Annotated in this window: 20 protein-coding genes and 1 pseudogene; 5 read left to right on the top strand and 16 right to left on the bottom strand. The window is 58.6% G+C overall.

Going from position 1 to position 23,313, the window contains the following annotated elements; translation table 11 throughout:
* Positions 1 to 39: 39 nt before the first annotated feature.
* The 11 genes and pseudogenes from ACWGXE_RS16700 to ACWGXE_RS16750 form a co-directional block, all read right to left on the bottom strand.
* A complete protein-coding gene (locus ACWGXE_RS16700; protein WP_447599125.1) occupies positions 40 to 495 on the bottom strand; it encodes a hypothetical protein in 456 nt (151 codons plus the stop codon).
* A complete protein-coding gene (locus tag ACWGXE_RS16705) occupies positions 492 to 1,037 on the bottom strand; it encodes a GlcG/HbpS family heme-binding protein (protein WP_447599126.1) in 546 nt (181 codons plus the stop codon). Before ACWGXE_RS16705 ends, ACWGXE_RS16700 begins: the two co-directional genes overlap by 4 nt.
* Positions 1,038 to 1,224: 187 nt before the next feature.
* The gene (locus ACWGXE_RS16710) at positions 1,225 to 2,568 is read right to left on the bottom strand and encodes a TolC family protein (RefSeq protein WP_447599127.1); all 1,344 of its coding nucleotides are present in this window, start codon (positions 2,566 to 2,568) and stop codon (positions 1,225 to 1,227) included.
* 140 nt (positions 2,569 to 2,708) lie between these two features.
* On the bottom strand, positions 2,709 to 3,536 hold the full coding sequence (locus tag ACWGXE_RS16715) for an efflux RND transporter periplasmic adaptor subunit (protein WP_447599128.1): 828 nt from the start codon (positions 3,534 to 3,536) through the stop codon (positions 2,709 to 2,711).
* A gap of 349 nt (positions 3,537 to 3,885) precedes the next feature.
* Positions 3,886 to 4,461, bottom strand: a complete 576-nt coding sequence (locus ACWGXE_RS16720) for a hypothetical protein (RefSeq protein WP_447603948.1) — start codon at positions 4,459 to 4,461, stop codon at positions 3,886 to 3,888.
* Positions 4,462 to 4,594: 133 nt separating this feature from the next.
* Positions 4,595 to 5,407 (bottom strand): hypothetical protein, encoded by an 813-nt coding sequence (locus tag ACWGXE_RS16725; protein ID WP_447603949.1) that lies wholly within the window; start codon positions 5,405 to 5,407, stop codon positions 4,595 to 4,597.
* A 404-nt stretch (positions 5,408 to 5,811) separates the two neighbouring features.
* Positions 5,812 to 5,952: pseudogene (locus tag ACWGXE_RS16730) on the bottom strand (hypothetical protein); the annotation flags it as partial.
* A 72-nt stretch (positions 5,953 to 6,024) separates the two neighbouring features.
* A complete protein-coding gene (locus tag ACWGXE_RS16735; protein WP_447599129.1) occupies positions 6,025 to 6,702 on the bottom strand; it encodes an efflux RND transporter periplasmic adaptor subunit in 678 nt (225 codons plus the stop codon).
* Positions 6,703 to 6,715: 13 nt separating this feature from the next.
* Positions 6,716 to 8,680, bottom strand: a complete 1,965-nt coding sequence (locus tag ACWGXE_RS16740) for a preprotein translocase subunit SecA (protein WP_447599130.1) — start codon at positions 8,678 to 8,680, stop codon at positions 6,716 to 6,718.
* A 16-nt stretch (positions 8,681 to 8,696) separates the two neighbouring features.
* The gene (locus tag ACWGXE_RS16745) at positions 8,697 to 10,844 is read right to left on the bottom strand and encodes an efflux RND transporter periplasmic adaptor subunit (RefSeq protein ID WP_447599131.1); all 2,148 of its coding nucleotides are present in this window, start codon (positions 10,842 to 10,844) and stop codon (positions 8,697 to 8,699) included.
* 12 nt (positions 10,845 to 10,856) lie between these two features.
* Positions 10,857 to 12,320 (bottom strand): HlyD family efflux transporter periplasmic adaptor subunit, encoded by a 1,464-nt coding sequence (locus tag ACWGXE_RS16750; protein ID WP_447599133.1) that lies wholly within the window; start codon positions 12,318 to 12,320, stop codon positions 10,857 to 10,859.
* A gap of 499 nt (positions 12,321 to 12,819) precedes the next feature.
* Here ACWGXE_RS16750 and ACWGXE_RS16755 point away from each other — a divergent pair, with 499 nt between their 5' ends.
* Positions 12,820 to 13,470: a hypothetical protein gene (locus ACWGXE_RS16755; protein ID WP_447599135.1), complete on the top strand. Its 651-nt coding sequence runs from the start codon at positions 12,820 to 12,822 to the stop codon at positions 13,468 to 13,470.
* Positions 13,471 to 13,584: 114 nt separating this feature from the next.
* Positions 13,585 to 13,917, top strand: a complete 333-nt coding sequence (locus tag ACWGXE_RS16760) for a hypothetical protein (protein WP_447599136.1) — start codon at positions 13,585 to 13,587, stop codon at positions 13,915 to 13,917.
* A 52-nt stretch (positions 13,918 to 13,969) separates the two neighbouring features.
* Here the strand turns inward: ACWGXE_RS16760 and ACWGXE_RS16765 are convergent, their stop codons facing one another.
* The 5 genes from ACWGXE_RS16765 to ACWGXE_RS16785 all read right to left on the bottom strand — a co-directional run bounded on the left by ACWGXE_RS16765 (position 13,970) and on the right by ACWGXE_RS16785 (position 21,080).
* Positions 13,970 to 14,455: a hypothetical protein gene (locus tag ACWGXE_RS16765; RefSeq protein ID WP_447599137.1), complete on the bottom strand. Its 486-nt coding sequence runs from the start codon at positions 14,453 to 14,455 to the stop codon at positions 13,970 to 13,972.
* 52 nt (positions 14,456 to 14,507) lie between these two features.
* The gene (locus tag ACWGXE_RS16770) at positions 14,508 to 16,493 is read right to left on the bottom strand and encodes an amylo-alpha-1,6-glucosidase (RefSeq protein ID WP_447599139.1); all 1,986 of its coding nucleotides are present in this window, start codon (positions 16,491 to 16,493) and stop codon (positions 14,508 to 14,510) included.
* 106 nt (positions 16,494 to 16,599) lie between these two features.
* Positions 16,600 to 19,284 (bottom strand): MGH1-like glycoside hydrolase domain-containing protein, encoded by a 2,685-nt coding sequence (locus ACWGXE_RS16775; RefSeq protein WP_447603770.1) that lies wholly within the window; start codon positions 19,282 to 19,284, stop codon positions 16,600 to 16,602.
* Between the two features lie 421 nt (positions 19,285 to 19,705).
* Entirely contained in the window at positions 19,706 to 19,891 is a 186-nt protein-coding gene (locus ACWGXE_RS16780; RefSeq protein WP_447599140.1) for a hypothetical protein, read from the bottom strand.
* Between the two features lie 172 nt (positions 19,892 to 20,063).
* The gene (locus ACWGXE_RS16785; protein WP_447599141.1) at positions 20,064 to 21,080 is read right to left on the bottom strand and encodes a pectinesterase family protein; all 1,017 of its coding nucleotides are present in this window, start codon (positions 21,078 to 21,080) and stop codon (positions 20,064 to 20,066) included.
* 98 nt (positions 21,081 to 21,178) lie between these two features.
* Here ACWGXE_RS16785 and coaE point away from each other — a divergent pair, with 98 nt between their 5' ends.
* From coaE to trxB, 3 genes are all read left to right on the top strand, one after another.
* Entirely contained in the window at positions 21,179 to 21,781 is a 603-nt protein-coding gene (coaE, locus tag ACWGXE_RS16790; protein WP_447599142.1) for a dephospho-CoA kinase, read from the top strand.
* Between the two features lie 83 nt (positions 21,782 to 21,864).
* A complete protein-coding gene (locus ACWGXE_RS16795; protein WP_447599143.1) occupies positions 21,865 to 22,173 on the top strand; it encodes a GYD domain-containing protein in 309 nt (102 codons plus the stop codon).
* A 102-nt stretch (positions 22,174 to 22,275) separates the two neighbouring features.
* Positions 22,276 to 23,196, top strand: a complete 921-nt coding sequence (trxB, locus tag ACWGXE_RS16800; RefSeq protein ID WP_447599145.1) for a thioredoxin-disulfide reductase — start codon at positions 22,276 to 22,278, stop codon at positions 23,194 to 23,196.
* The last annotated feature ends 117 nt before the right edge of the window (positions 23,197 to 23,313 follow it).

Consider the following 23,313-nt stretch of genomic DNA (forward strand, 5'->3'; position numbering starts at 1 on the left):
ACCGGCGATAGGAATAGACGCGAGATCCGGCCGCGTCACTCATAAACTTTCAAAAGGACGCTCCGATTGCGAGTCAGGCGACAGGAACCGCCATTGTTTGTGTTCATCGATATCGAACGTGCCCAGGAATATCCGATTCTTTTCCAATAGGTGAAATTCGACCAGCTGAATCGTACAACCATCAGGCCGCAACAGCCTGGCATCATACTGTCCGATGATGAGGAGGGCTCTAGAGTGTGTGAAATACAGATTCCGACGCCCGGCTTGGCCGGTGTCGGGAAACAGATCGCTCGTGGCGATACATCCGTCGCGACGTTCGATGCGCGCCTTCAAGTTGTACCGAGCGAGAAACGGATGGGTGGCGATCCGCGTAATGGTCACTCGCAGGCCGCCCTGCGGCCATTCCATCACGGCGGGCTCGGGCGCCTCACTGTTGCACGCGCCCGACACAATCATGGACAGCAGAATGAGCGATAGACTCCGATTCCGGTTCACTTGCCGGCTGGCGCCTTGGATGCCGCTCCGATCGCGTCGAGCCCCGCTTGCGCGCAAGCATCATCGAGATGAGCGCCCGGCGCTCCGCCAACGCCGATGCCTCCCACCATTTCCCCGTTGATTTCAATCGGCAAACCGCCGCCGAGAATCAGGATATGGCGATCCATGTCCCGCAAGCCTTGGAGCGTCGGGGTCTTGGCCATCAATTCAGCCAACTCGCTCGTAGGGCGCTTCAGACTCGCAGCGGTAAAGGCTTTTTTGCGGCTGCTTTCCACTGTATGCGGACCGGCTCCGTCGAATCGGACCATCGCGCGCAGGACGCCGCCACGATCGACCACGGATGCGGTGACGCGATAGCCGTCCTTCTTGCAAAACTCCACCGCCGCTTGAACCGCCTTGACGGCCAGGCTGGATGGCAGCACGGACTCCTTGAGCAATTCATCGGCGGCCTTGACGGGTCCAGCTCCAAATAGGAATCCCGCCATCCCCGTGATTAGCGCCAGCTTCGTCGAAATTGACCCGATCTCCACACTTCTCCCCATGCCTTCCTCCCATGTCATCGTGAACGGAGACGAACATCGAACGAGAGTACGGAGGTGCGGACTATCTGTCAATATGGCAGGGAGGATTATCAGGGAGGATTATATAGGTCGCTTGGAGTCCTAACTGCCTCCATATTCCAGATAGGAAAGGGCGGCAGGGGTACCGGTCCGCATACCCGATTGAAATCTACTGCAGCTTGTCGAGATCTCCCAAAGCCCGTGCAAGGTTTACTCTTGCTCCGTTCAGGCGAAACATCGCATCCACGGCATTTTCACGGGCCCGCGAAAGCGAATATAACGCGTTGGTCACTTCCAAATTACTCGTGGTCGTGAGAACGGCGTATCGCTCCCGGGCAAGCGCCAACTCTTTCACGGCCGCTTGGAGCCCCGAGTGTGAGATGGCCAACTGCTCCTTCGCCGAGGTCAATGTGACAAGCGCCTCACGAACATCCAACATCACCTGATTGGTCACAACCCGCAGACGAATCTGCTCCTGATTGACCTGGCTTCGCGATTCGCTGATACGGCCTTCGCGAGCCCCCTCGAAGAGTGGAACGGTAAGGAACACCCCCACGTTATACGTGTCGAGCGTATTGTTCATGCGATTGCCGATCAGTCCGTAATCCCCCTGGGCCACAACGGATGGGATTCGCTCGCTTTCCGCCGAGTTCAAGGTTAGGGACGCGGTCTTGATGCGCTGCTGCTGGGCCTTGATCTCCATTCGCTGACTCATGGCGGTCGTGACGGCATCGGCGACGGCCGGGGGATTCGTTACCTCCAGTTTCAGCTGATCCGTCAGGATCAGGCGCGCGTCGTATGATATCCCCAGGCTATTGAGAAGGTTTAACTTCAGCCGCTCGACGTCATACCGCGCCGTCGCAAGTTGCTGCCGTTCATTTTCGAGTTGGGCCTCGAGCCGCGCGGTATCCAGTCCCGTGCCCATGCCTCCTCCACGGCGGCTTCGAGCCAACTCCAGCAATTCCCCCAGCACCTGTAGGTTCGACTCCCGGGCTTTGACGGTGGCCTCGGCCTTGAGGATCTCCACATAGAACAAGCCCACGGCCGACATCGTATCGAACTTCGTGGTTTCCGACTCCAGTTCCGCCACTTTGAGAGCCTGCCTCGAAGCCCGCCATCGCTGGATCAAGCTCAAACTAAAGATGCTCTGTGAGACGTTCGCGCGAGCATCAAAGATACTGAAGGGGTCCGTCCGTATGGGCGCCAGTCCCAGAGTCCCGAGAAAGAGAGTTTGTTGGGATTGTCTGACAGTACTGGACAGATTCGGCAGGAGCGGTCCGAGTTGTGTCTTGCTCGCGGCGCGGGCGGTCTCCACGCGCTCCTTGAACAGCCGTACGTTGGGGTTGTTATCGACGGCCGCCTCCATCGCTTCACGGAGCGTCAGACGCAGTTCGGGAGGCGCTTCCGATGTAGAAGCGTTTGGAGTTTGCGCCACGGCTGTCGTTGCGTCAACAAGGGGGAGGACGACGACAACCACGGTCGCCAAATATCTGTACATTTCACGCATCGTCATTTCATCACCTCTTACATTCCGAGGATTGGGACGGGCACCGTCAAGAAAGAATCTCGACGAAAGAATTACGTCTTCCGTCCAATGCACGCATGCGACTCCACCGTGCAGAGACGTAGAAGAAACGAGGTATGCAGACCGAGTCAAGGAATCGCGAATCGGACGGTGCAGGGAAGACCGGCTGGTATGGTGTACCGTGGATTAGGAAGCTCCAGGAGAACTTCGAACGTACCGCTGGCACTGTTGACCAAGGGATTGATCATCGTGACCCGGCCTTGCATGGGTCCCGGAGACGATGACGCCAAGGTCACTTCACCCTGCATATCGACCGCAATTTTTCCGAGCCAGGACACCGGGGCAAGGACCTCCACATGGAGTGGATCGAGTCGGGCCAATTTCAGTATCGGCGCTTGCTTGACCAGCTCACCGGGCGAGAGGAACCGCTCAACGACAACCCCCCTGATCGGGCTGCGAAGCGTCCGCAGCTGGAGCGCGGTTTTGGCGCGCTCCAACTCGAGCCGAGCTAAACGCCTGTTCTCAAGCGCCTCCAGATGAGCCACTTGAGCCAATCGCTCTTCAGTTTCGGCTTCATCGACCTCATGTTGAGCGATGGCGGAGGTTTTGCTTAGGTTCTTCGCTCGCGTGGATTTTCGTCCACTGAATTCGATTTTCATCTGCGTGCTCTTCTCGGCCGCATCCATTTCAGCCTTCGCCTTCGCCAGTTCTACTTCCGCCTGTTCCAGACTGGACTCGATCGTCGCAAGGACATCGCCTTCATTCACCACATGACCCTGGTCCACCGCCACGGTGCTCAGCACACCGACCACCGGGCTTCCCACAGTGAGGGTCAGCTGCGGCTTCACCAGACAGGGCAGTTCGGATTTCGCCTCGGCGATACCGGCCGTTACACCGGCAGCTATCACGGCAAGGACCGACAGTTTGTACACCAGCCTGCTTCGCATTATTCGCATGTTTCTTGATTCTTCATGCCGATTCACATTCCACCCCGTACATCACGTCAGGTGGGGAGCGGCAAGTCTGCAGCGTAGTCCGTCCGGGCGCAACACTGCACTTGCCGCCTCCCCCATGCGATCATCAGACAGTAGGAGCCAGCGGAATTTGCACGATATACAGATCGCGCCGGCCGTTCTCATTGCCCCAATTACTGGTGAATGCAATGAAGCGGCCATCCGGGCCTAATGCTGGCTCTCGGTCGCCCTGCCACGTGATCCTCTCATCACTTCACCCTTTCACTTTCCCTTCACTCCGGTCTTTCGCAGACCGACCAGAGATCTCCGGCTAGTTCACGTGCGGTCCCGGTCATCCGGGCAGGGATAAGTGGATGTGATCGAACCAGTAATAATCCGTTTGGGTTTTTGTATTGTTCGTGCCACCCCAGGTTGGACTGAGATTGAACTGAACCCATGGCAACTGGTCGAAATTGACGGTGGTATAGTCTCCGGCTAAGGTCCCATTGACCCACCAGCGGAAGATGCCATCGCGGGAGGTAGACGACGTACTATGCTTCGAATACATTTCAACCCTATACCACTCTCCCGGGTTAACGTTCGGCCTGCTGACGTTGCCCATCAATACGCGGGTCCCCGGATCATCGCCATAGCTGGCAGGTAAATGGCCGTTGCTGAGATCTGGTGATTCAAACATCACCGACAGCGCGTATGGCCCCCCCTGTGGACCTTGCATCCCGATGAAAACATCCGGCTGTCCATTGCTGACGAAAAATGCAATCTTGCTAAATCCACTATTAGTTTCCTGTTGCCAGTTCGGGCTAGCTTTCCACCAGAACCCTACGTAGACCTCTCGTTGTTCTCCATTCAGTGAATGCCAAGAGTTGTCAGGAGCATATCCAGCTTGGTGGCCAGTCGCGTATCGCATTTGTAGGACACTGTTAGGCGAGAGAGGTGCCGTCGAGTCGCTGACCACGGATGAATCGCCGCCCGTACTGAACCAACCATCGCCGCTCACGGCATTGTAGTTGTAGTCGGAAATAAGCGTCGATCCCGCAGGCTCATTCGGCCAATTGGCCGCGGCCGTCGCCGTTGGACTGGCCGTCGGCGCCGGACTGGCCGTCGGCGTCGGACTGGCCGTCGCCGTTGGACTGACCGTCGGCGTCGGACTGGCCGTCGCCGTTGGACTGACCGTCGGCGTCGGACTGGCCGTCGCCGTCGGACTGGCCGTCGGCGTCGTTAGACTGGCCGTCGCCGTTGGACTGGCCGTCGGCGTCGGACTGGCCGTCGGCGTCGGACTGACCGTCGGCGTCGGACTGGCCGTCGGCGTCGGACTGGCCGTCGGCGTTGGACTGGCCGTCGCCGTCGGACTGGCCGTCGCCGTCGGACTGGCCGTCGGCGTCGTTAGACTGGCCGTCGTTGTTGGACTGGCCGTCGGCGTCGGACTGGCCGTCGGCGTCGGACTGGCCGTCGGCGTCGGACTGGCCGTCGGCGTCGGACTGGCCGTCGGCGTCGTTAGACTGGCCGTCGTTGTTGGACTGGCCGTCGGCGTCGGACTGGCCGTCGGCGTCGGACTGACCGTCGGCGTCGTTAGACTGGCCGTCGTTGTTGGACTGGCCGTCGCCGTCGGACTGGCCGTCGGCGTCGGACTGGCCGTCGGCGTCGTTAGACTGGCCGTCGTTGTTGGACTGGCCGTCGGCGTCGGACTGACCGTCGGCGTCGGACTGGCCGTCGGCGTCGGACTGGCCGTCGGCGTCGGACTGGCCGTCGCCGTCGTTAGACTGGCCGTCGGCGTTGGACTGGCCGTCGCCGTTGGACTGGCCGTCGGCGTCGTTAGACTGGCCGTCGGGCTGGGACTGGGCGTGGTCGTGCACGCGTCCGCATACACCCGGTCCGTGTAGGTGCGACCGTTTGTCAGAGGATTGCTATTATCCGAAGCCGAGAACCAGAGCGCGTCTCTCCAGTGGCTGAACCGCCCGGCCCCCTGGTGCCGAATCTCGCTATGCCCGGTGTGGGCCGGACCCAACTCCTGCCCGTTCTCATAGATCTTCACCGTTGACGCCGTCGGGGCCTGTCCGCTATCCCCCGGCGTTCCAAAGTTTTGCGCCACCAGATAGGCGCACCCACTGTCCCAGGCCGCTCGACCAATGTTGACCGCCCCCTCCGCATACGAGGGTGATGCTGGCGTCGAGTTCGTCGTCGCCTGTTGTTGCGTCTGGACCACCGCGGCCTGGACGAGTTGCGGCTGCTGGACGACGCTGGCCAGATCTCCACTCAAGAGAACCCGTGCTTCCAGGGATTCCAACTTGAAAGGAGAAGCACGACGGGGGCTTTGTTTGGTTCCTTGATTCGCTGCCCGTCGTCCCCGCCTATTCTGGAAATATGAGGTCAATCCCGACACACGCTTTGGTTCTTCCACGAAGCACCTCTTATTACGGTTAAAAATGAGTTAATACCGCTCTGGCACGTGATCCTCTCATCACTTCACCTTTCACTTTCCTTCACTTCGGTCCTTCAAAACGGTCACGGTGCATTTCAATCCGGCCGGCAGCCGCAAATCCGGGTTCGGCAGTTCCATGCGCACCCCAAAGGTGCCGCTGGCCGCATCCACCACCCGATCGACCACCGTAACCTTGGCCTTGTACACACCGCTGACCGGGGCTTCCGGTTTAAGCTGTACCTCCATACCGACGGCAATCTTGCCGAGCTGCGACACCGGCGCATAGGCTTCGACCCGCAGCGGGTCGATCTGCGCAAGCTTGAAGATGCGCTCCTGTTTGGGGAACTCTCCAGGCGACATGAATCGTTCCACGACCACTCCATTAATCGGACTCCGGATAGTCCGTAACCCGACCTCGGCGGTGGTCCGTTGCAGTTCCAGGTCGGCCAGTCTGCGATTCGACAGTTCCGCCTGCGCATGCGCCACCGCCCCGGTCGCTCGTTCAACACTCGTGTCAAGAACCGCGATAACCTGCCCCTCTTTGACGAGGTCGCCTCGGTCGACGTTCACCGCTTCCAGCAGACCCCCGACGGGGCTGCTAATGGTAATAACGGCAAAGGGATGTATCAGGCAGTTCAGCTCTCCTCCGGCGGCCTCTCCACCCGACCAGGTCAGAGTCGCTCCGGCGATGCAGAAAAGGGACATCAGCATGATTCGTGTCATGGTCATAAGCCTTTCTCTCCTACTCAGATCGACCTGCAAACGCGAGGGTCGAATCCAGTTGTTCGTCTGATTTCATCACGGAACGGCGTATGGAAGCGTGAAGCCGTTCCGCCCGTTTTTGCGCCATGCGAAACAGGAGTCTCCCTGTCCAACGGGCGACACGATGTCCACGGCAGCAGGCTTTCCTCACGAACCACAGCCAGAAACGGCCTGCGTGGTCGGTGATCAACTGATCTTCCAACGACACAATCGCTTCGCAAGTGCCTTGATCCCCTTGGCGGCCACAGCGGCCGAATAACTGGCGATCGACACGATGCGCGTCATGTCGTTCGGTTGCGATCACATGCAATCCTCCTCGCTCGGCGATCTCGGGCGTGAGCCGAATATCCGTCCCTCGTCCCGCCATATTCGTTGCCACGGTAATGCAACCAGGCTCGGCCGCTTGCGCGATAATGGCGGCTTCCTCTCGATCCTGGCGGGCATTGAGCACTCGGTGCGATAATCCCGCGCATGTGAGTAGCCGGCTGAGATGTTCCGACGCCTCAACCGTCCGCGTACCCACGATCACCGGTCGGCCTTGCTGTTGCACATCCACAACGGATCCCATCACGGCCCGCCATTTTTGTTCGGCCGTTGCGTAGATCTGATCCGGCCTCTCTTGCCGTTTTCCGGGGCGATTGGTGGGTATGCGGACTACACCGAGGCGGTAGACCGACCAAAGTTCTCCCGCCACTTCGCGCGCAGTTCCGGTCATGCCGGACAGACGCAAGTACCGACGAAAGAAGCGCTGGTAACTGATTCGTGCCAGAGTGTCCTGGCGATCGGCCGGGGGGCACTGTTCCTTCGTCTCGATCATTTGGTGGAGGCCTCGTTCCCACCGTCGATCCGCCATCACGCGCCCGGTATATTCATCGATGATGTGTATTTTTGAGTCATGCACGAGATATTGCTGATCCCGGTGAAACAGATGGAACGCCACCAGCGCCTGCTCAATGAGCGCTTCTCGCCGTTTGCGCCCCCGCCACAGCCCGCCGAGGCCGGCGGCGAGTTCGGCCGCCCGGGATTCACCCGCAGGAGTAAGCCGGACGACTCGCTCCCGCCGATCCACCGTATAGTGGCAGGCTTCGGTGAGGAGCTTGGCCATGCGCAAGGCGTGCTGATACACCTCCTGCTCAATGTCATCTTCTGCGATGCTCGCGATGATCAGAGGAGTTCTTGCTTCGTCGATGAGAACGCTATCCGCTTCATCGACAATGGCGTAGTGCAAGCCGCGGAGCAGCAGATCGTCGGTCGGTCGCGGCCGGTGGAGACGATCAAGGCAGATATGCAGCCTGCTGGGCGCCTGCCCGATTTGAATCCTGTCCTTCAAGTAATCGAACACCAGTTCTTTATTGGTGCAGTAGACGATATCGCAGGCATAGGCGGCTTGGCGGTCGCTGGAAGTCATTCCGTGGACCACCACTGCTACCGTCAGTCCCAACGCGCGATATACCGGCCCCATGGCGTCGCTGTCGCGGGCCGCCAGATAATCATTCACCGTCACGACATGAACCGGCAGACCGCCGAGCGCAGCCGTGCAAGCCGGTAGAGTCGCGGTCAGTGTTTTGCCTTCACCGGTCTCCATCTCGGCCACGCGTCCCTCTAAAAGTACTCTTCCTCCCAGCAGTTGGACGTCGAAATGACGTTGACCGATTGTTCGATAAGCCGCCTCACGGACCAAGGCGAATGCCTTTGCAACGAGCCCGCACCGGAATCCGTCCCGGATCAATTGAGGTCGAAGATCTGCAGCGCACTCGGTGAGCCCCGCGTCACTCAGTCCAGCGCAACCTCGTCCTTCCTCCGCCACCAGCCGAAGCCAGGGTGCTTGCCGGAACAGACGCCCCTGCAGCCAACGAGAAACCGGCGCGGCGGCGGCTTCGGCAAGCTTATCGAGCTTCCCGGGGGGAGGCGTCAGCCTCTCGGGATACGCAAGACCGTTCATCATGGGCACTCCCATTACGCTAGACATTGAATCGACTCAGAAACAGCTGGCGTAGACGCCGGGACCATTGATCGAGAGGGGACTCCCATCCGTGATTGAACCGAACATAGGCTCGCCCCCCGGCATCAATCGTATGCGCGGCGCCATTCAACGTCAGGTCCACCTGGAAAAACCGCTGCATAGCGGTCATGCCTTTTGGATCTGATTGATCCATAGGCGCCTGACCCCCTCCCGTGCTGCCTAAGGCCGCGCTCGGCAATTGACTCGTGGCCGACGGTACGATGCGAGACAAGCTGGCCGAGACGGTCGTCATGACTTGTTCGGCAAGACGAACCTCCACGGAATCAAGTCGGTGCCGCACCAAATCAATCTCATCCTGTGCGATCAACGCTCGGACGATAATGGTTCGTAAATCGAGCACGTGGGCCAGCGCTTCTCCTTGCTGAAGATATCGTCCCGGCAGATCCTGCGCCTGAGGGACCACAAATGTTCCTACTTGCTTGCTTCGTATTTGAAGATGTTCAACGCGTTCCCTCACCCGATTCCGTTCTTTCAAGGTATAAGCAATTTCTTCCTCTAGTATCGCCGCCTTGACTCTATCGGTCGGCTCCTGCTCAGTGCGGCGCGCGTTCAATTCCTCCAGTCGACCCTCCAGTACAGACAGCTGCGACGACAATTCCGGATTGCGACAGACGACAAGGAGATCGCCCGGCTGCACGCGCGCGCCCGGTTGGGCCACCACCCGTTCAACGAATCCGCTCGTTTCCGCCCGAACAAAGGCTTCGTCGGGCAACCAAACGACTCCTTCGGTCAGCGTGTACAAAGGAATGGGGAGAAAGCAGATCGCGCCCGCCATCGCCGCCGTAAATCCGACGGCGGTCGTCACGGCCCGAATGCGGACGCGCCGGAGACGGGAGTTGGTGAAAAGAAACGAGAGGCCCTTGGCCAGCGGCACCCCGATCATCGTCACGGCGGTGAACCCCGCAAAGAAAATGGCGAGCATGGGAAACTCCTCGCCAAGGAAGAGGAGAATGCCGACCACCACAATGATCCGAAAGACCGACGATGCTCCGCCATACAACATAAACCAGATGCGCTCGCCGATGGTCGCATGAGGCAATTCCGCCTCCCGCTGTCCGAGCACGTACCGCTCCACCACATAGGCGAAATAGCGGGCCGCGCGCGTTTTCAAGTTCGGGATTTCCAGAAAATCCATGAGCATGTAATAGCCGTCGAATCGGAGCAGAGGATTCGCGTTGAATAAAACCGTGGACACCCCCGCAATCAGAATCGTGTTATAGGCCATCATTCGGACCAACCCCGGCTCTGCGCTTACCCAGACAACCAGCGCGAGAGATGCCAGGAATAGTTCTGCCATCATTCCGGCCGCTCCCACCAAAATGCGATGCCACTTATTCGTGAACGCCCAGGCCGCCGATGCATCGACATACGGAACCGGCGTCAAGATCAACAACATAAGGCCGAGCTCATGGACTTCTCCGCCAAAGACTTTCGTAACGAACCCGTGTGCCAGCTCGTGGCACGATTTCAACACGGGGAAAAGAAGCCAGAGGAGAATGGCGTTTTGAGGCGCCAATGCGTGAGTCGTAAAGTCCTCCGACAGCTCCGGCCAATGCATCCCCCCCAACAGCACTCCCGCCCCCACGACAAGGAACCATACGAGACCTGCCGGCCAGCCGACAAATAACCGCGCGACCGGCAAAAACCGGGTGAGCAAGCGGTCCGGGTCGCAGAGCGGGATGCGCCAGGAAAATACTTGCGCCGCGCGCTCCAGCACCTTACGGCGGAAGCGTTGGAGTCGCCGTCGGTTGAATTCGGATAGATCCGGGGCGATATCAAACAACAAGACATCCGCGGCATAGAGCTGACTGATTAGGCCGATCACTTCATCCTGGGTCGGCGCCTCATCCCCAAGACGCTCGCTCGCCTCATCCCAAATCTGCTGGATGGTCCTTCGCCCGTCGATTAATCCGATGACACCGTACGCGGCAGGAGTAAATCGATGAAAACGATCCGTCATGAGGTCCTGGAACACGTACCAGACATGTCCTCGGTATTCATGCCGTTGAAGACGCACGTGGCTTCTTAGTCGCGGAATCACCGCTTTGACCCGATACCACGAAGCGCTGAAAAGATCGCCCGCCACTACACCTCCTTGTCAGGGGAGCCAAGCCCACAGTTTGAGCCGAAGCCAATGAAACGCGTCATGAGTCCAAATCCAAACCAGCCGCCGGTGATCAATGTCGATCTTTGCCACACCTTCCATCGCGGGACGAAGATGGGAAGGGGAATCCACAAAACGGCTTTCCACGCGGAAAAAATTCCGCCCGTCGCGCGAAGTGGATACCGGCATGATTCTTTCCACGACAAACGGCAAGGCATCGTGCGGGAGCGCGGACAGCAACAAGCGACCACGTTGGCCGACGGACACATAGCCGATATCCCGTTCATCCACCTCCAACACGATTCGATACGCGTCCAACGGGGCCAGTTCGAAGAGAACCTTGCCTTCTTCCACGGGTGCGCCGAGCTGCTGGCTCAGATCTCCCGTCACGACAACACCGGCGAACGGCGCCACGGCTTGCGCGCGCGCGAGCTTGTCCGTGGCAAGATCCAGCTGAGCTTGCACCTGCTTTAACTGGGCCGTCAAAATTTCCACTTTCGGGGCTTCGCGCTCCGCCAGGGCCTTTCGATACTCCTTCATCAACTGCTCGCGTTCACTGAGTCGCTTCAACTTTTCCAGCTTCAAATCATGATCCTGCAGTGTCGCCAATACTTGTCCCGCCTGAACGACATCTCCGGCACGTACGGGCGCCGTGTTCAGAAACCCCTGGAACGGCGCTACTGCGGCACGCTGCACCTCCCCTTCCAACACGGCCTTGGCGGATACGCGAAAATCACCGGTGGCGGTCGAAAGGAACCCTGCCGCGCCCGCGATCAACAATGCCGCAAGTTTGAAGCCCAAGTGGCCCGTGCCGATCAACCTGCCGGCCTTGTCGCGACCCGCATCCCATGCTTTCATGAACAACCACCGATCGTCTCGCCGCTTGGTCTCGAGCGCCGGACTGATCAGTGCCGCGATAGCTTCACACAACTGCACGGTCTGGCGGTCGAACGGACGCTCCGTCCCGCGCTCGAAAGTCAAGACGCCGACGATCCGGCCGTATGCCCAGAGCGGGATGGAACACATCGCGATGGACCCGTATCGCCGGCCGAGTTCCTCATGCGCTCGATTGATTTGACCGCGTGAGTCCGGCAACCGAGGAACGATCACACTTTGCTGCTGGTCCCGCGCCTCGTCCATGGCGGACGTGATCGCCTTGATCAAATCGGTCTTGCCGCTGAACTCCACGCTATGGGAAAGGGCCCGAACGTGGAGGCGCCGGCGGGCTATAATCCCGAGGCTCACGCGGTCGCAGCCAAACCGCGCAGCCAAAGTCGTCACGACGGCGGACATGGCAGCGGTAAATCGTGGAGGCTCAAGAGCCGTGGCGGTCACGTCGAGCACGGCTTTGAGGGATTCGATGGGCAGGGCCGGAACCTCTGCGGAGATTGCGCTTTCTGAAGCCGATTGATGCAGAAGGATCGGCTGCCTGCCGGTATGCTCGGAAGAATGAACCATTAGATTATTAACGTAAGCATCACTTCGTAAAATATATGGTGTTACAGTGTGTCGATGTTAGTGATTCAATAACGTGAGGCGCTGCCGAATCGCAATCGTCGTGGGGCAGCATAGCTACAGTGAAATTGCAATGCAAGATGCTAGAATGGCGTAGTATCTTAGGCGTAGTTTACTAGGTACTAAATTACGTAATTCGGCTCACTCATATGGTCAGGACATATGAATATGTCGCTCGCCTGTGGGACCGCTCACGAAGCCGACCGGCTCCTCGTTCGCTCCTGACCCACCTAAGCCTATTACTCACGATAGGCTCATGCAGGTCCTGATTCATGTAGGATGACCTGTAGCTCGGACGTTCCCGCTGGTTGACGAGCCGGCACCGGATAAGTTACCTGTTACATGGGAACCGAACTGTGATCGACAGGGGGATTGTCATCCGCCTGCCGGTGGTGCGCGCCACGGCTCTCGCACGGCTTGAAGCGAAATAAGAGGACATGACATGGATAATGCTGCCGCCCGCCCGCATGATCATTGTGCCCGGCGGATTTTCGCGTCGCTGAGTTTATTCTTCCTGACAGTTATACCGGTTACGCTCCACGCCGTCCAAGCCGGGAAAACCGAAGTTTTTCCGGTCCAGAAATCCGCGCCGGCCGTCGTTTTCGTCGAGGAAACCGGAACCGAGGCGGACCTACGGCGCGCGTTACGGATGAAAACAGGAGTCACCGAACTCGGAGAGCTCAACGTTCGCTTTTCGCAAGCGCCCACCGGAAAATATGGCTTCGTCGCCGGCACGTCGTTGGCGATGGCCCTGGTCACCCAGAGCCCGGATCTCGTTCTGGAACGGGCACGCCTGGGCGCGAACTTTTATGAGGTCCACAAGCTGGCCGACGGCAACGCACTGCTTGTGGGATTTGTGCCGTCGGAGATACTGGCGGATCTCAAACAGCCCGAACGCCCCAAAGCCATCGGGTTATCGTTTGCGTCGATCCCGTCGGATACCGCGCCCTACATCGTGGCCGTTCCCTTGGTCAAATTATCCTCCGACCGCATGCCGTCTCCGATCGATCCCAAGAAATCCGACGCCGGTGTGATACTGCACATGGATCTGCGAGGCACCACCAATCGCCAGCCGCTTCACGGAGTGCCATAGACTCATCGGCTCCGACCCGTCCGCCAGAAGAAAAACTCTGCCGCCGAAGCTTTTCCTTGCCTAGTCGCTCGAACTTGGCGATGATACGCGGGAGGATCCTTACGAGGCAGGCCCGTGCGATTTTTTTGGCCGCTGGCCATCCTACTCACATTGATCAGCGTCGCCGCCGGTTCGGCGGAGCCCCTTCACCGGCTACCAAACGGCACAACTGTCCGCATCCAGTCGGCTGATCTTCTGCCGGGTTGGCATATCGGAAAGTTGGAAATCACCCGCGAAGGCTGCGCGATCATTTGGATGTCTTCTTCGGAAGTACCCGGGGGACGACATGGACTCGGCCTTATGTTCCTTTCCAAGCTGGAACGCCAGGACGGGCCCACATGGATCGATGTCCCGATTGCTCCGCTGATGGAGAAGGAGCCAAAGAGTTGTCAGAACGGGGCGGGATAGAACAAGCGGCACAGCGACGGCCGTGGAGGCGGAAAGCTCGGTCAATCCTTCGCTACAGATCTGAAATAGAAGGCTGCTCGGGATCGAGAGCCCCGGGCGGGAGATCCCTCATCCAATCTTTCGCCCGTTCGACATAGAAGGCATATTCCGCCTCTGGATAGTTCCGCATGACGGCATGGAGAAGCTGCTGCGCTTCCTCAGGTCGCCCGGCGTCCAAGCTGGCCTTCGCTGCCTGCAATGTACAAGAGGCCGCCATGGCTTTCGGATCGACCGTCGTGCGGACCGGCTGTTTCATCACGAATCCATCCAGGCCGCCCGGCAGATCCGATGTCGGCATGACCTGCATATCCGCCGATTGTCGCAGCTGCCGCGCGGCCGACAGCGCAGCCTCGACATTATGACTCTGCTGGCAATCCCGATACAGTTCCCATAGAGACATGACCGACCGATCCTGAGGTTCGCTCGGGTGATCATGCGTAGAAAATAATGAGCAGGCCGCCAGCAACGGCAGGGTTAAGCAGAGGATCGTACGGCTCATACGTAATGGTCGCCAAAGAAGGACGCTTCTTACAGGAAAAAAACCGCGGCTGTCAAGAAAACTGTTTCGAGGAGGGAAAACGGGCTCCGATATCTTCCAGCAAAGTCCGCAACGGTTCCGCAACAGACCAAGCCTGCGCCGGACACCCGCGAGGCGCATGCGGCGGCTCCGCATCGAAAATTTCGGACACCTGCCCGAGACAAGCCTCATCCAAACGGCGTTCGATTCCCTGGAGAAATTCGCGCGCTTGTTTTTTGATTTTCGGCGATCGGCCTTTTGTCGTGATCCATGCGGTCACAAAGGGTCCCAGCAGAAACGGCCACACCGTCCCTTGATGATAGGCGCCGTCTCGATCGGCCACACCACCCTCGTAACGAGGACGATAGCGGGGATCATCAGGCGGCAAGGTTCTGATGCCGACCGGGGTCAACAGCTTGGCACGGACTACATCAAGGACGCGATCGGCCTGCTTCTTCGACACAAGACCGTCATTGAATGCAATCGCATAGAGCTGATTCGGTCTCAGCGTCGCGTCGTGGCCTTCCGGCCCGTCGATCACGTCGTACAGATAGCCTGATGCCTCGCACCAAAAGCGATCCCGGAACGATCGAATCGCCTGCTCGCGATCCTTTCGACACAGGTTCGCATACCGGACCTCACCGTACCGGGCGGCCAACTCTTCGGCGATCGCAAGCGCTCGTACCCATAGGGCCTGGACTTCCACCGGCTTTCCATGACGCGGAGTCACAGGGCGCCCATCGATCTTGACATCCATCCAGGTCAGTTGCACGCCGGGTTCTCCACCCGCGATCAAGCCGTCCCGGTCTCGATGAATATTAAAGCGGGTCCCCTTCCGGTAGCCATCGAGTATCTGCTTGATGGCCGGCCATGCTCGTCGCTTCACGCGCGCTTCGTCTGCGCTGTAGGAGCGATAGCGATCGACTGCATGGATGAACCAGAGCGACGCATCAACGGCATTGTACTCCGGTCGCTCTCCCGCGTCGGGGAACCGATTCGGCACCATTCCTTCCGAAACATGGGCGGCGAAGGCTTCGATGATCTGCCAGGCCGATTCATGCCGGCCGGTGACGAGGCAAAGACCGGGGAGCGCGATGAAGGTGTCGCGGCCCCAATCCGTAAACCACGGATACCCGGCGATGACCGTATGGCCCGCGCCGCGGATCGACAAGTACGACGGTGCGGCACGCCACAGTGAATGAGCCAGTCGGTGCCGCCGGGGCGCCGAATCGACCAGTTGTTTCCGGCGAGCCAGTTCATCTTTTTCCAGATCTGACACATACGCCTCCTCGATGGACTCGGTCGTCAGGATCAAGTCGGCGGATCGCCCGGGCGAGAGCGTAAACGAAATCTCTCCCGGCGACCACCAATCTTCTTGGTCATCGAGGCCTCGCTGTCGTTCCATCGGCAAAGAGAGTCGTCGATACCAGTCCGGCGCATGGCGATATCGGCCGTTATGAACGGCGTGCACCGGCGGCAGCGCACCGTAGGGCTGCCAACTGACCCGGCCGTCACCATCCGACGCCTGCGCTGACAGCGTGCTGTTCTCGTGATGCGTCGCATGATAATCGCGGCCGGAGAGCATCGGCTTCACTCTCAGTGTGACACTCTGGGCAGGTCCCCTCTTTAGCCGCCATCTGATCACAATGACGTCGCGCCCCCAGGAGCAGAACAGTTCCCGTTGAAGGGACAATTCACCCTCCTGATAGGTCCACGTCGGCCAGGGATCAGTTGAAAAGGTTTGGCACCGGCGATAGCCGTCCGGATGGACGACCCCACCATAGAGGTTCGTCGAGAGAGGAAAAGTGTGCGAACCGGACTCCACCCATTCTTCCAGGTGATTCACAAGGACATACCGGTCGGTCGGCGGTTTCAACGCCACCAGCAGTAACGCGTGATATCGCCGTGTGTTCGCGCCCGCGACCGTCCCGGAGGCAAACCCGCCCCGTCCATTCGTTTCCAACCATTCCAGGCTCACCGCCCGAGCGAGATTCCGGCAATCTTCTGTGTCGACCTGCATGACTATCGGCGTGGTTCGTCCTTGTGGAACGTTTGGTCACCAAATCCTACTCATTCTGATTCATTTGCCAATTCGTCCTTCGTCAAATCACCAAATCCTACTTCCCTCACTCCCCGCTTTGCTGGATGAGTTTGGCGACAAGGCCGGTCCAGCCGGTCTGATGGTTCGCCCCGATTCCCGCGCCGTTGTCCCCATGGAAATACTCATAGAATTGGATCAGGTCGTTCCAATGTGGATCGGTTTGAAAGAGCGTCGTGCCGCCGTACACAGGGCGCCGGCCGTCCTCGTCGCGCAGAAAAATCCTCGTTAACCGGCGGGAAAGCTCGGCCGCGACCTCCCATAATGTGACTTTGTTGCCAGAACCGGTCGGAAAATCCACCGTGAACCGATCGCCAAGATAGTAGTGAAATTTCTGCAAGGATTCGATGATGAGATAATTGACCGGAAACCAGACCGGCCCCCGCCAGTTGGAATTGCCGCCGAACAGCCCCGTCGTGGACTCCGCCGGCTCATAATCGACTCGATGTTCTACCCCCATGACAGACATGACATAGGGATGATCTTTATGACGTCGCGATAAGGCCCTCACGCCGTGCGGGGAAAGGAACTCGGCTTCGTCCAACATATATTGCAGCACTTTCCTGAGTCGATGGCGATGAACCAGAGACAGGAAGCGACGGACGCCGCCGTCCGCCGTCTGGGTCTCAACGTGGCTGCTGAAGTCCGGCCGGTTCTCGATGAACCATTGCATCCGATGCTTGAAGCGCGGCAGCTTGTCGACGAGTTCCGAGTCCAACGTTTCCACGGCGAAGAGCGGGATCAGTCCCACCATGGACCGCACCTTCAGCGGGCAATTGCGTCCGTCCGGCAAATGCAGAACGTCGTAGAAGAAGCCGTCCTCCTTGTCCCATAATTCGATCCGCTCGCCGCCCATGTTGTTCATGGCGCGGCAGATATAGACGAAGTGCTCAAAAAACTTACTCGCGACGTCTTCATACGCCCGGTTATCGCGGGCCAGTTCCAGCGCAATCATCAGCATGTTGAGGCAATACATGCCCATCCAACTGGTGGCGTCCGACTGCTCGATATGCCCGCCGGTGGGCAGCGGTTTGCTGCGGTCGAAGACGCCGATATTATCGAGACCGAGAAACCCTCCCTGAAAAATATTCTTCCCGCCCTCGTCCTTCCGATTCACCCACCAGGTGAAGTTCAAGAGGAGTTTATGGAAGACCCGCTCGAGAAAAACCCGATCGCCGGCGCCTTTGCGCTTTTTCTCGATCTTATAGACGCGCCATGCGGCCCAGGCATGGACCGGCGGATTCACGTCCCCGAACGCCCATTCATAGGCTGGAATCTGCCCGTTGGGGTGCATGTACCATTCACGGAGCATGAGGACCAGTTGGTCCTTGGCGAATGTGGAATCAACCAGCGCCAAGGGAATGCAGTGAAACGCCAAATCCCACGCTGCATACCAAGGATATTCCCATTTGTCCGGCATCGAGATGACGTCGGCATTGTAGAGATGCGTCCAATCGGCATTCCGGCCGCGCCACCGTTGGCGTGGCGGCGGAGGGCCGGCCGGATCGCCCTTGAGCCAGCGATCGACGTCATAGTGATAAAATTGCTTGCTCCACAACAGTCCTGCAAAGGCCTGGCGCTGAACGCTTCGGCCGTCTTCCGAGAGATCCTCCGGCGCCAAGCCGTCATAAAACTCGTCGGCCTCCCGAATACGCTGGGTAAAGATGCGATCGTGCGAATCCCTGCTCAGCGTCTGGCTATCCGCGGCGTTGGTCAGTCGCAACCGAATCGTCGAGGCGCCGCCGGGCGGCAGAGCCACGACATACTGAGCGGCAGCTTTGGAGCCGACCTCGTCCGGATTGACGGCTCCTTTATCCCCGTGAACGATATAGTCGTTGATGCTGTCCTTCACGTATCGGGAACCATCCGGATCGCGATACAGCCGGCGGGAATTCGTCTCGTTTTCCGTAAACAAAAGATGGGGAGCGCCTTCGCACAGCAGCCGCCGATACCCATAATGGTCGTGATTGAACTCGATCACGCTGAGATCACCCATGCTCTCTCCACGCCGCATCCGCGGGCGGCGGACGTCGAGCCCCCAGGACCAGGTGTTGCGAAACCAGAGGGTCGGCAGCAGGATCAATTCGGCGGGATCAGGCCCGCGATTAATGGCCTGAATCCTGATAAGAATATCCTCCGGAGACGTCTTGGCATATTCGATAAGAACATCAAAATAGCGATGGTCGTCGAACACGCCTGTATCCACCAGTTCATATTCGAAACTGCTCCGACCGCGCCGGCGGTTCTCTTCCACGAGACGCGCATAGGGAAAGGCCGCCTGCGGATATTTGTACAAAAATTTCATATACGAGTGGGTCGGCGTCGAATCGAGGTAAAAATAATATTCTTTGACATCTTCCCCATGATTGCCTTCATTGCCCGTGAGTCCAAACAGCCGCTCTTTCAGAATCGCATCACGACCATTCCATAAGGCCAGGGCAAAACAGACATATTGATGCCGGTCGCAGATTCCTCCCAATCCGTCTTCGTTCCATCGATAGGCTTTTGAGCGGGCATGGTCATGCGGCAATGCCTCCCACGCAGTGCCGTATGGACTATAGTCCTCGCGGACGGTTCCCCAGGCTCGATCGCTCAGATAAGGGCCCCAGCGCTTCCAATGCTTCTGTCGCTTGGCATCCTCATCGAGGCGATTCAACTCAGCTGATTGATCCGTCTGTCCCGATTTCGTCGGCGCGGGGGTCTCCTCTCGCATAGCCACCTCGATCTTTCCGTTCAATCGCCGTTTTCCGTGGCATAGCATGCGCTCCGGCTCCGGGACAATCAATATCCGTAGCAGATCACCTAGCGGATTATCATCGTCAGCCCGGAGATCACACGGCGGTTAGCCCACGTTATTCATGACGGTTCGTAACGAAACCGCCAAGACGCCAGGCGAGATGGGCGCGTGGCGCGCCGAGCGACCGAAGCATACTTTTGAAACAGTATGTTGAGGCGTATCGGCGATTGCAGTAGAAGCGTCCATGAATACTGTGGGTTCGGGATGTCCTAGGTCCGCCAGGCCCGAGGACATATCCTTACGGAACGACGAAAGAGGAGATCACCGGGAGAACGAGATGCGATGAAGATTGGTGCGGGATGCGTGGAGAAACTAATGGGAAGGCTGCTGCCTCGACCTAGCTCCAGACGACGCTTTCCTGATTCATCAGATAGTCGATGACCTCGATGCTGTCACGCAACTGGAGCTGCGCCTGCTCCGACATGGGAAGAATGGCTCCGACTAACTTGCCCGATTCAATTTCTTCCAGGGAAGGAATTCCGTCCGTGTCACGTTTCTCAAGATTCGGTCGATAACTGGCCACCTATTACCCTCCAATCCTTTTTCGGTAGCATGTGAGCAATTCTTAAGCCAGCTCGAAGCGTGTTCATCGTATCTCACCGATTCTCTGTACATTGAAGCATAGCACATGGTTTTGTTCCACCGTGAAAAAGCGCTCTAACCGTGTAATAACGTGCGGCTTTCGGGACTGGACGTTACTCAGATTGCGCCACCGGAGGCAGCGCGCCGAGATAGGAAAATCCACCGATCTTGACCAGGGAGGTATCGGCCTTCAAGCGAAAGTCATCCGCTTTGGTGTCAACAAACTCCGCGGCAACCGTCAAATCCGAGTCAGGCTGGAGTTCCGGAGCCGGCTGCGGCGGAGAACCATGACGCAAATAGTTGCCCTCCTCATTATGCAGCGCATTGAAGCCCATCGAGACACGGCTGGAAGGACCGACCATGAATCCGAAGCGGTTGAGATTCACAATGTTCCCCCTCGCCTGCACTTGTGAGGCGCCTAGAAACGCGGCGCCCCCTCCATTCTTGACGATCGTGTTGCCGATGAGTTCGGCCGTCGACCGATCACCCACGACCACCCCTTCGAACAAGCTTCTGGTGATGATATTTCGTTCGAGACGCACATTGGACTTGCCGACGACGTTCACACCGTGGTCGTTGTCATGAATGAAGTTTCCTACCAACGCCGCCTGTGAATCGACGAATTGGATACCCGTCGTTTCGCTGCCGCCCAGAACGCTGTCCTCAATGCGGACATCCTCCACTTGCTGCCCGAAGAGCAGGCCGTTTACACGAACCCGGCGCAGCACAATGCGTCGCCCTAGGAACACGCCGACCGCCTGGCCTCCATGCTCGTTGACCGTGAGCCCGCTGATTTCAATGTCCGACGCTCCGTAGGGCAGCTTGCCCACGAAGAGGACGCCGACGACATCGCTGCCAAGCAGGGTCACCTGATCCATGCCGGCCCCGATCAGCTTGATTCGCTCCTTGTTATGAATCCTGACATCCTCCCGGTAGGCCCCGGGACCGATCAAGATGGTGTCCCCCTTCCGAGCCTCATCGATCGCGCTCTGGATGGACCGGTACTGCGCCGATCCGTCCTGCGCGACGGTCAATGTTCTCGAATTCGAAACAAAGGGTTCTTCGGCAACCGCCGATTCCATCACGCCGAGAAGCAGCGCCAAGCAGAGGACCGTTCCAAGTCGAGGCATCACTTAGCTCTTACAGGCGCATGCGCCGGCTTGTCAATTGGGTGTCCATGGCGAGCCTTATTGGCCGGACCGGCATCTCCGTGATAAGGTCCGCGGCTATGATTGTAGTAGGACTCACCGGCGGGGTGGCAACCGGCAAGAGCACCGTCGCTGGTCTGTTTCATCGATGCGGCGCGCTCGTGATTGACGCGGATCAATTAGCGCGGCAGGTCGTGGAGCCGGGCAAACCGGCATGGCGGGACATTGTCCGGACATTCGGCAAATCCATCCTTCGCTCCGACGGATCCATCAATCGACAAGCGCTGGGAGCCATTGTGTTTCAATCACCGCGCAAACTCCGGCGCCTTGAACAGATGATTCATCCGAGAGTCGCACGCCTCCAAACCCGGTTGACAAAGACGATCGCCGAACGACGACCGAATGCCGTCGTCATTTACGAAGTGCCGCTGCTTTTCGAGGCCGGCGTGGATGCACGTGTCGATGAGATTATTGTAGTAAGCGCCGACCGCCGCACCCAGATCGAACGGCTGACTCGGAGGACCGGCCTCCCTCGAGCCCAGGTCCTGCGCCGCATCAACAGCCAGATGCCTCTCGCGCGCAAACGCCGAATGGCCAGCATCGTCTTGGACGGTACCATGCCGCTTTCGAAGTTGAAACGGATGGTTGCCCGTCTCTATCGCGAGCTACAGAAAAAGGCATGATCTCTTCTTGTCCAAACCGGCCAACGGTTTTAGAATCACGCCAGGACCCGATTCGTTCTTCTACCTCAACCGGGAGGTTTTCCATGCCGATCTATGTCAGCCTTGTGAAGTTCACCCAGCAGGGCGTCACCACGATGAAGGAGAAAGGCGTTGAACGGGCGGATATGGTCAGGAAGACCGCGCAATCTCTCGGCGGAAAACTGGTCCAGGCTTACTATTGTCTCGGCGAGTATGATGTCATCGCAATTTGGGATTTTCCCGACAACCGAACGGCGATGAAGGCCGCGGTTCTCAACGCCTCCATGGGCCACATCCAGATCACGACCATGCCGGCCGTCGCTCGAGACGAATGGAAGCAAATTCTCCAGGAAACAGTCGGCAAGCGTAAGTAGCATTAAAGGTCATGCTTGGTGTCGTACAGGCGCCGCCGCCGCGCCATAGAACGAGGCAAGCCAGGCGGTGCAATCCGCCTATCCCTGTGTTAGATTTTTATTATGCACCACGTGATCATTATCGGATCGGGACCGGCAGGGTTGACCGCGGCCATCTATACCTCGCGAGCCAACCTCAACCCGGTCCTGATCGAGGGATGGCAGTCGGGAGGACAACTGGCCTCCACGACCGAAGTGGAAAATTATCCCGGCTTTCCGACGGGAATTATGGGGCCGGACCTCATGAAGCAGGTACGCGCTCAGGCCGAACGGTTCGGCACGCAATTCATTACGGGAGATGTCACCGCTGTCGATTTAAAAACCAGGCCCTTCAAGGTGACCATCGACGGCGACAGAATCGAACAGGCCAAGGCCCTGATCATTGCGACAGGCGCTTCTCCTATCCGACTGGGCCTGCCGGGCGAAGAACGGCTTTGGGGCCATGGCGTTTCAACCTGTGCCACATGCGACGGCTATTTTTTCAGAGGGCAGGAACTCGTTGTGGTCGGCGGCGGCGACAGCGCGATCGAGGAAGCCATTTTCCTCACGAAATTTGCCTCCAAAGTCACGGTGGTCCATCGGCGCGACAGGCTCCGGGCGTCCAAAATCATGCAAGAGCGGGCCATGAAAAATGAGAGGATCACTTTCGCCTGGAACTCTGTCGTCGAAGAAATCTTGGGGGAGAACACGGTGACGGGCGTTCGTCTTCGCAATATCATGACCGGCCACAAGACGGAACTGGCCTGCGGCGGAATTTTCATCGCAATCGGCCATAAGCCCAATACCGACCTCTTCACGAACCAACTGGACATGGATCAGGCCGGATACATCATCACCAGAAAAGGGACCGCCACCAGCATTCCCGGCGTATTTGCGGCCGGCGACGTCCAGGACTACACCTATCGGCAAGCGGTCACGGCCGCCGGTTCAGGCTGCATGGCAGCCATCGACACAGAGCGCTACTTGGAAGCCGCCGGAATGTGATGCGTCGCTCGTGATGCGTCGCTCGTGAAGCGTCGCTCGTGTGCCGAAGCGGGAACGGAGGGCTTTCCCGCTGGCGACGTTTGCCTTTTACGAACACGACTAATCGTACTTTATCGT

The sequence above is a fragment of the Nitrospira sp. Nam80 genome, from assembly GCF_965152575.1.

Excerpts from the sequence above, each read along its gene's own strand:
- ACWGXE_RS16705 (WP_447599126.1), bottom strand. The coding sequence starts at position 1,037 with ATGGGGAGAAGTGTGGAGATCGGGTCAATTTCGACGAAGCTGGCGCTA.
- ACWGXE_RS16710 (WP_447599127.1), bottom strand. The coding sequence starts at position 2,568 with ATGACGATGCGTGAAATGTACAGATATTTGGCGACCGTGGTTGTCGTC.
- ACWGXE_RS16715 (WP_447599128.1), bottom strand. The coding sequence starts at position 3,536 with ATGCGAATAATGCGAAGCAGGCTGGTGTACAAACTGTCGGTCCTTGCC.
- ACWGXE_RS16720 (WP_447603948.1), bottom strand. The coding sequence starts at position 4,461 with ATGCGATACGCGACTGGCCACCAAGCTGGATATGCTCCTGACAACTCT.
- ACWGXE_RS16735 (WP_447599129.1), bottom strand. The coding sequence starts at position 6,702 with ATGACCATGACACGAATCATGCTGATGTCCCTTTTCTGCATCGCCGGA.
- ACWGXE_RS16740 (WP_447599130.1), bottom strand. The coding sequence starts at position 8,680 with ATGATGAACGGTCTTGCGTATCCCGAGAGGCTGACGCCTCCCCCCGGG.
- ACWGXE_RS16750 (WP_447599133.1), bottom strand. The coding sequence starts at position 12,320 with ATGGTTCATTCTTCCGAGCATACCGGCAGGCAGCCGATCCTTCTGCAT.
- ACWGXE_RS16755 (WP_447599135.1), top strand. The coding sequence starts at position 12,820 with ATGGATAATGCTGCCGCCCGCCCGCATGATCATTGTGCCCGGCGGATT.
- ACWGXE_RS16765 (WP_447599137.1), bottom strand. The coding sequence starts at position 14,455 with ATGAGCCGTACGATCCTCTGCTTAACCCTGCCGTTGCTGGCGGCCTGC.
- ACWGXE_RS16770 (WP_447599139.1), bottom strand. The coding sequence starts at position 16,493 with ATGCAGGTCGACACAGAAGATTGCCGGAATCTCGCTCGGGCGGTGAGC.
- ACWGXE_RS16775 (WP_447603770.1), bottom strand. The coding sequence starts at position 19,284 with ATGCGAGAGGAGACCCCCGCGCCGACGAAATCGGGACAGACGGATCAA.
- ACWGXE_RS16785 (WP_447599141.1), bottom strand. The coding sequence starts at position 21,080 with ATGCCTCGACTTGGAACGGTCCTCTGCTTGGCGCTGCTTCTCGGCGTG.
- coaE (WP_447599142.1), top strand. The coding sequence starts at position 21,179 with ATGATTGTAGTAGGACTCACCGGCGGGGTGGCAACCGGCAAGAGCACC.
- ACWGXE_RS16795 (WP_447599143.1), top strand. The coding sequence starts at position 21,865 with ATGCCGATCTATGTCAGCCTTGTGAAGTTCACCCAGCAGGGCGTCACC.
- trxB (WP_447599145.1), top strand. The coding sequence starts at position 22,276 with ATGCACCACGTGATCATTATCGGATCGGGACCGGCAGGGTTGACCGCG.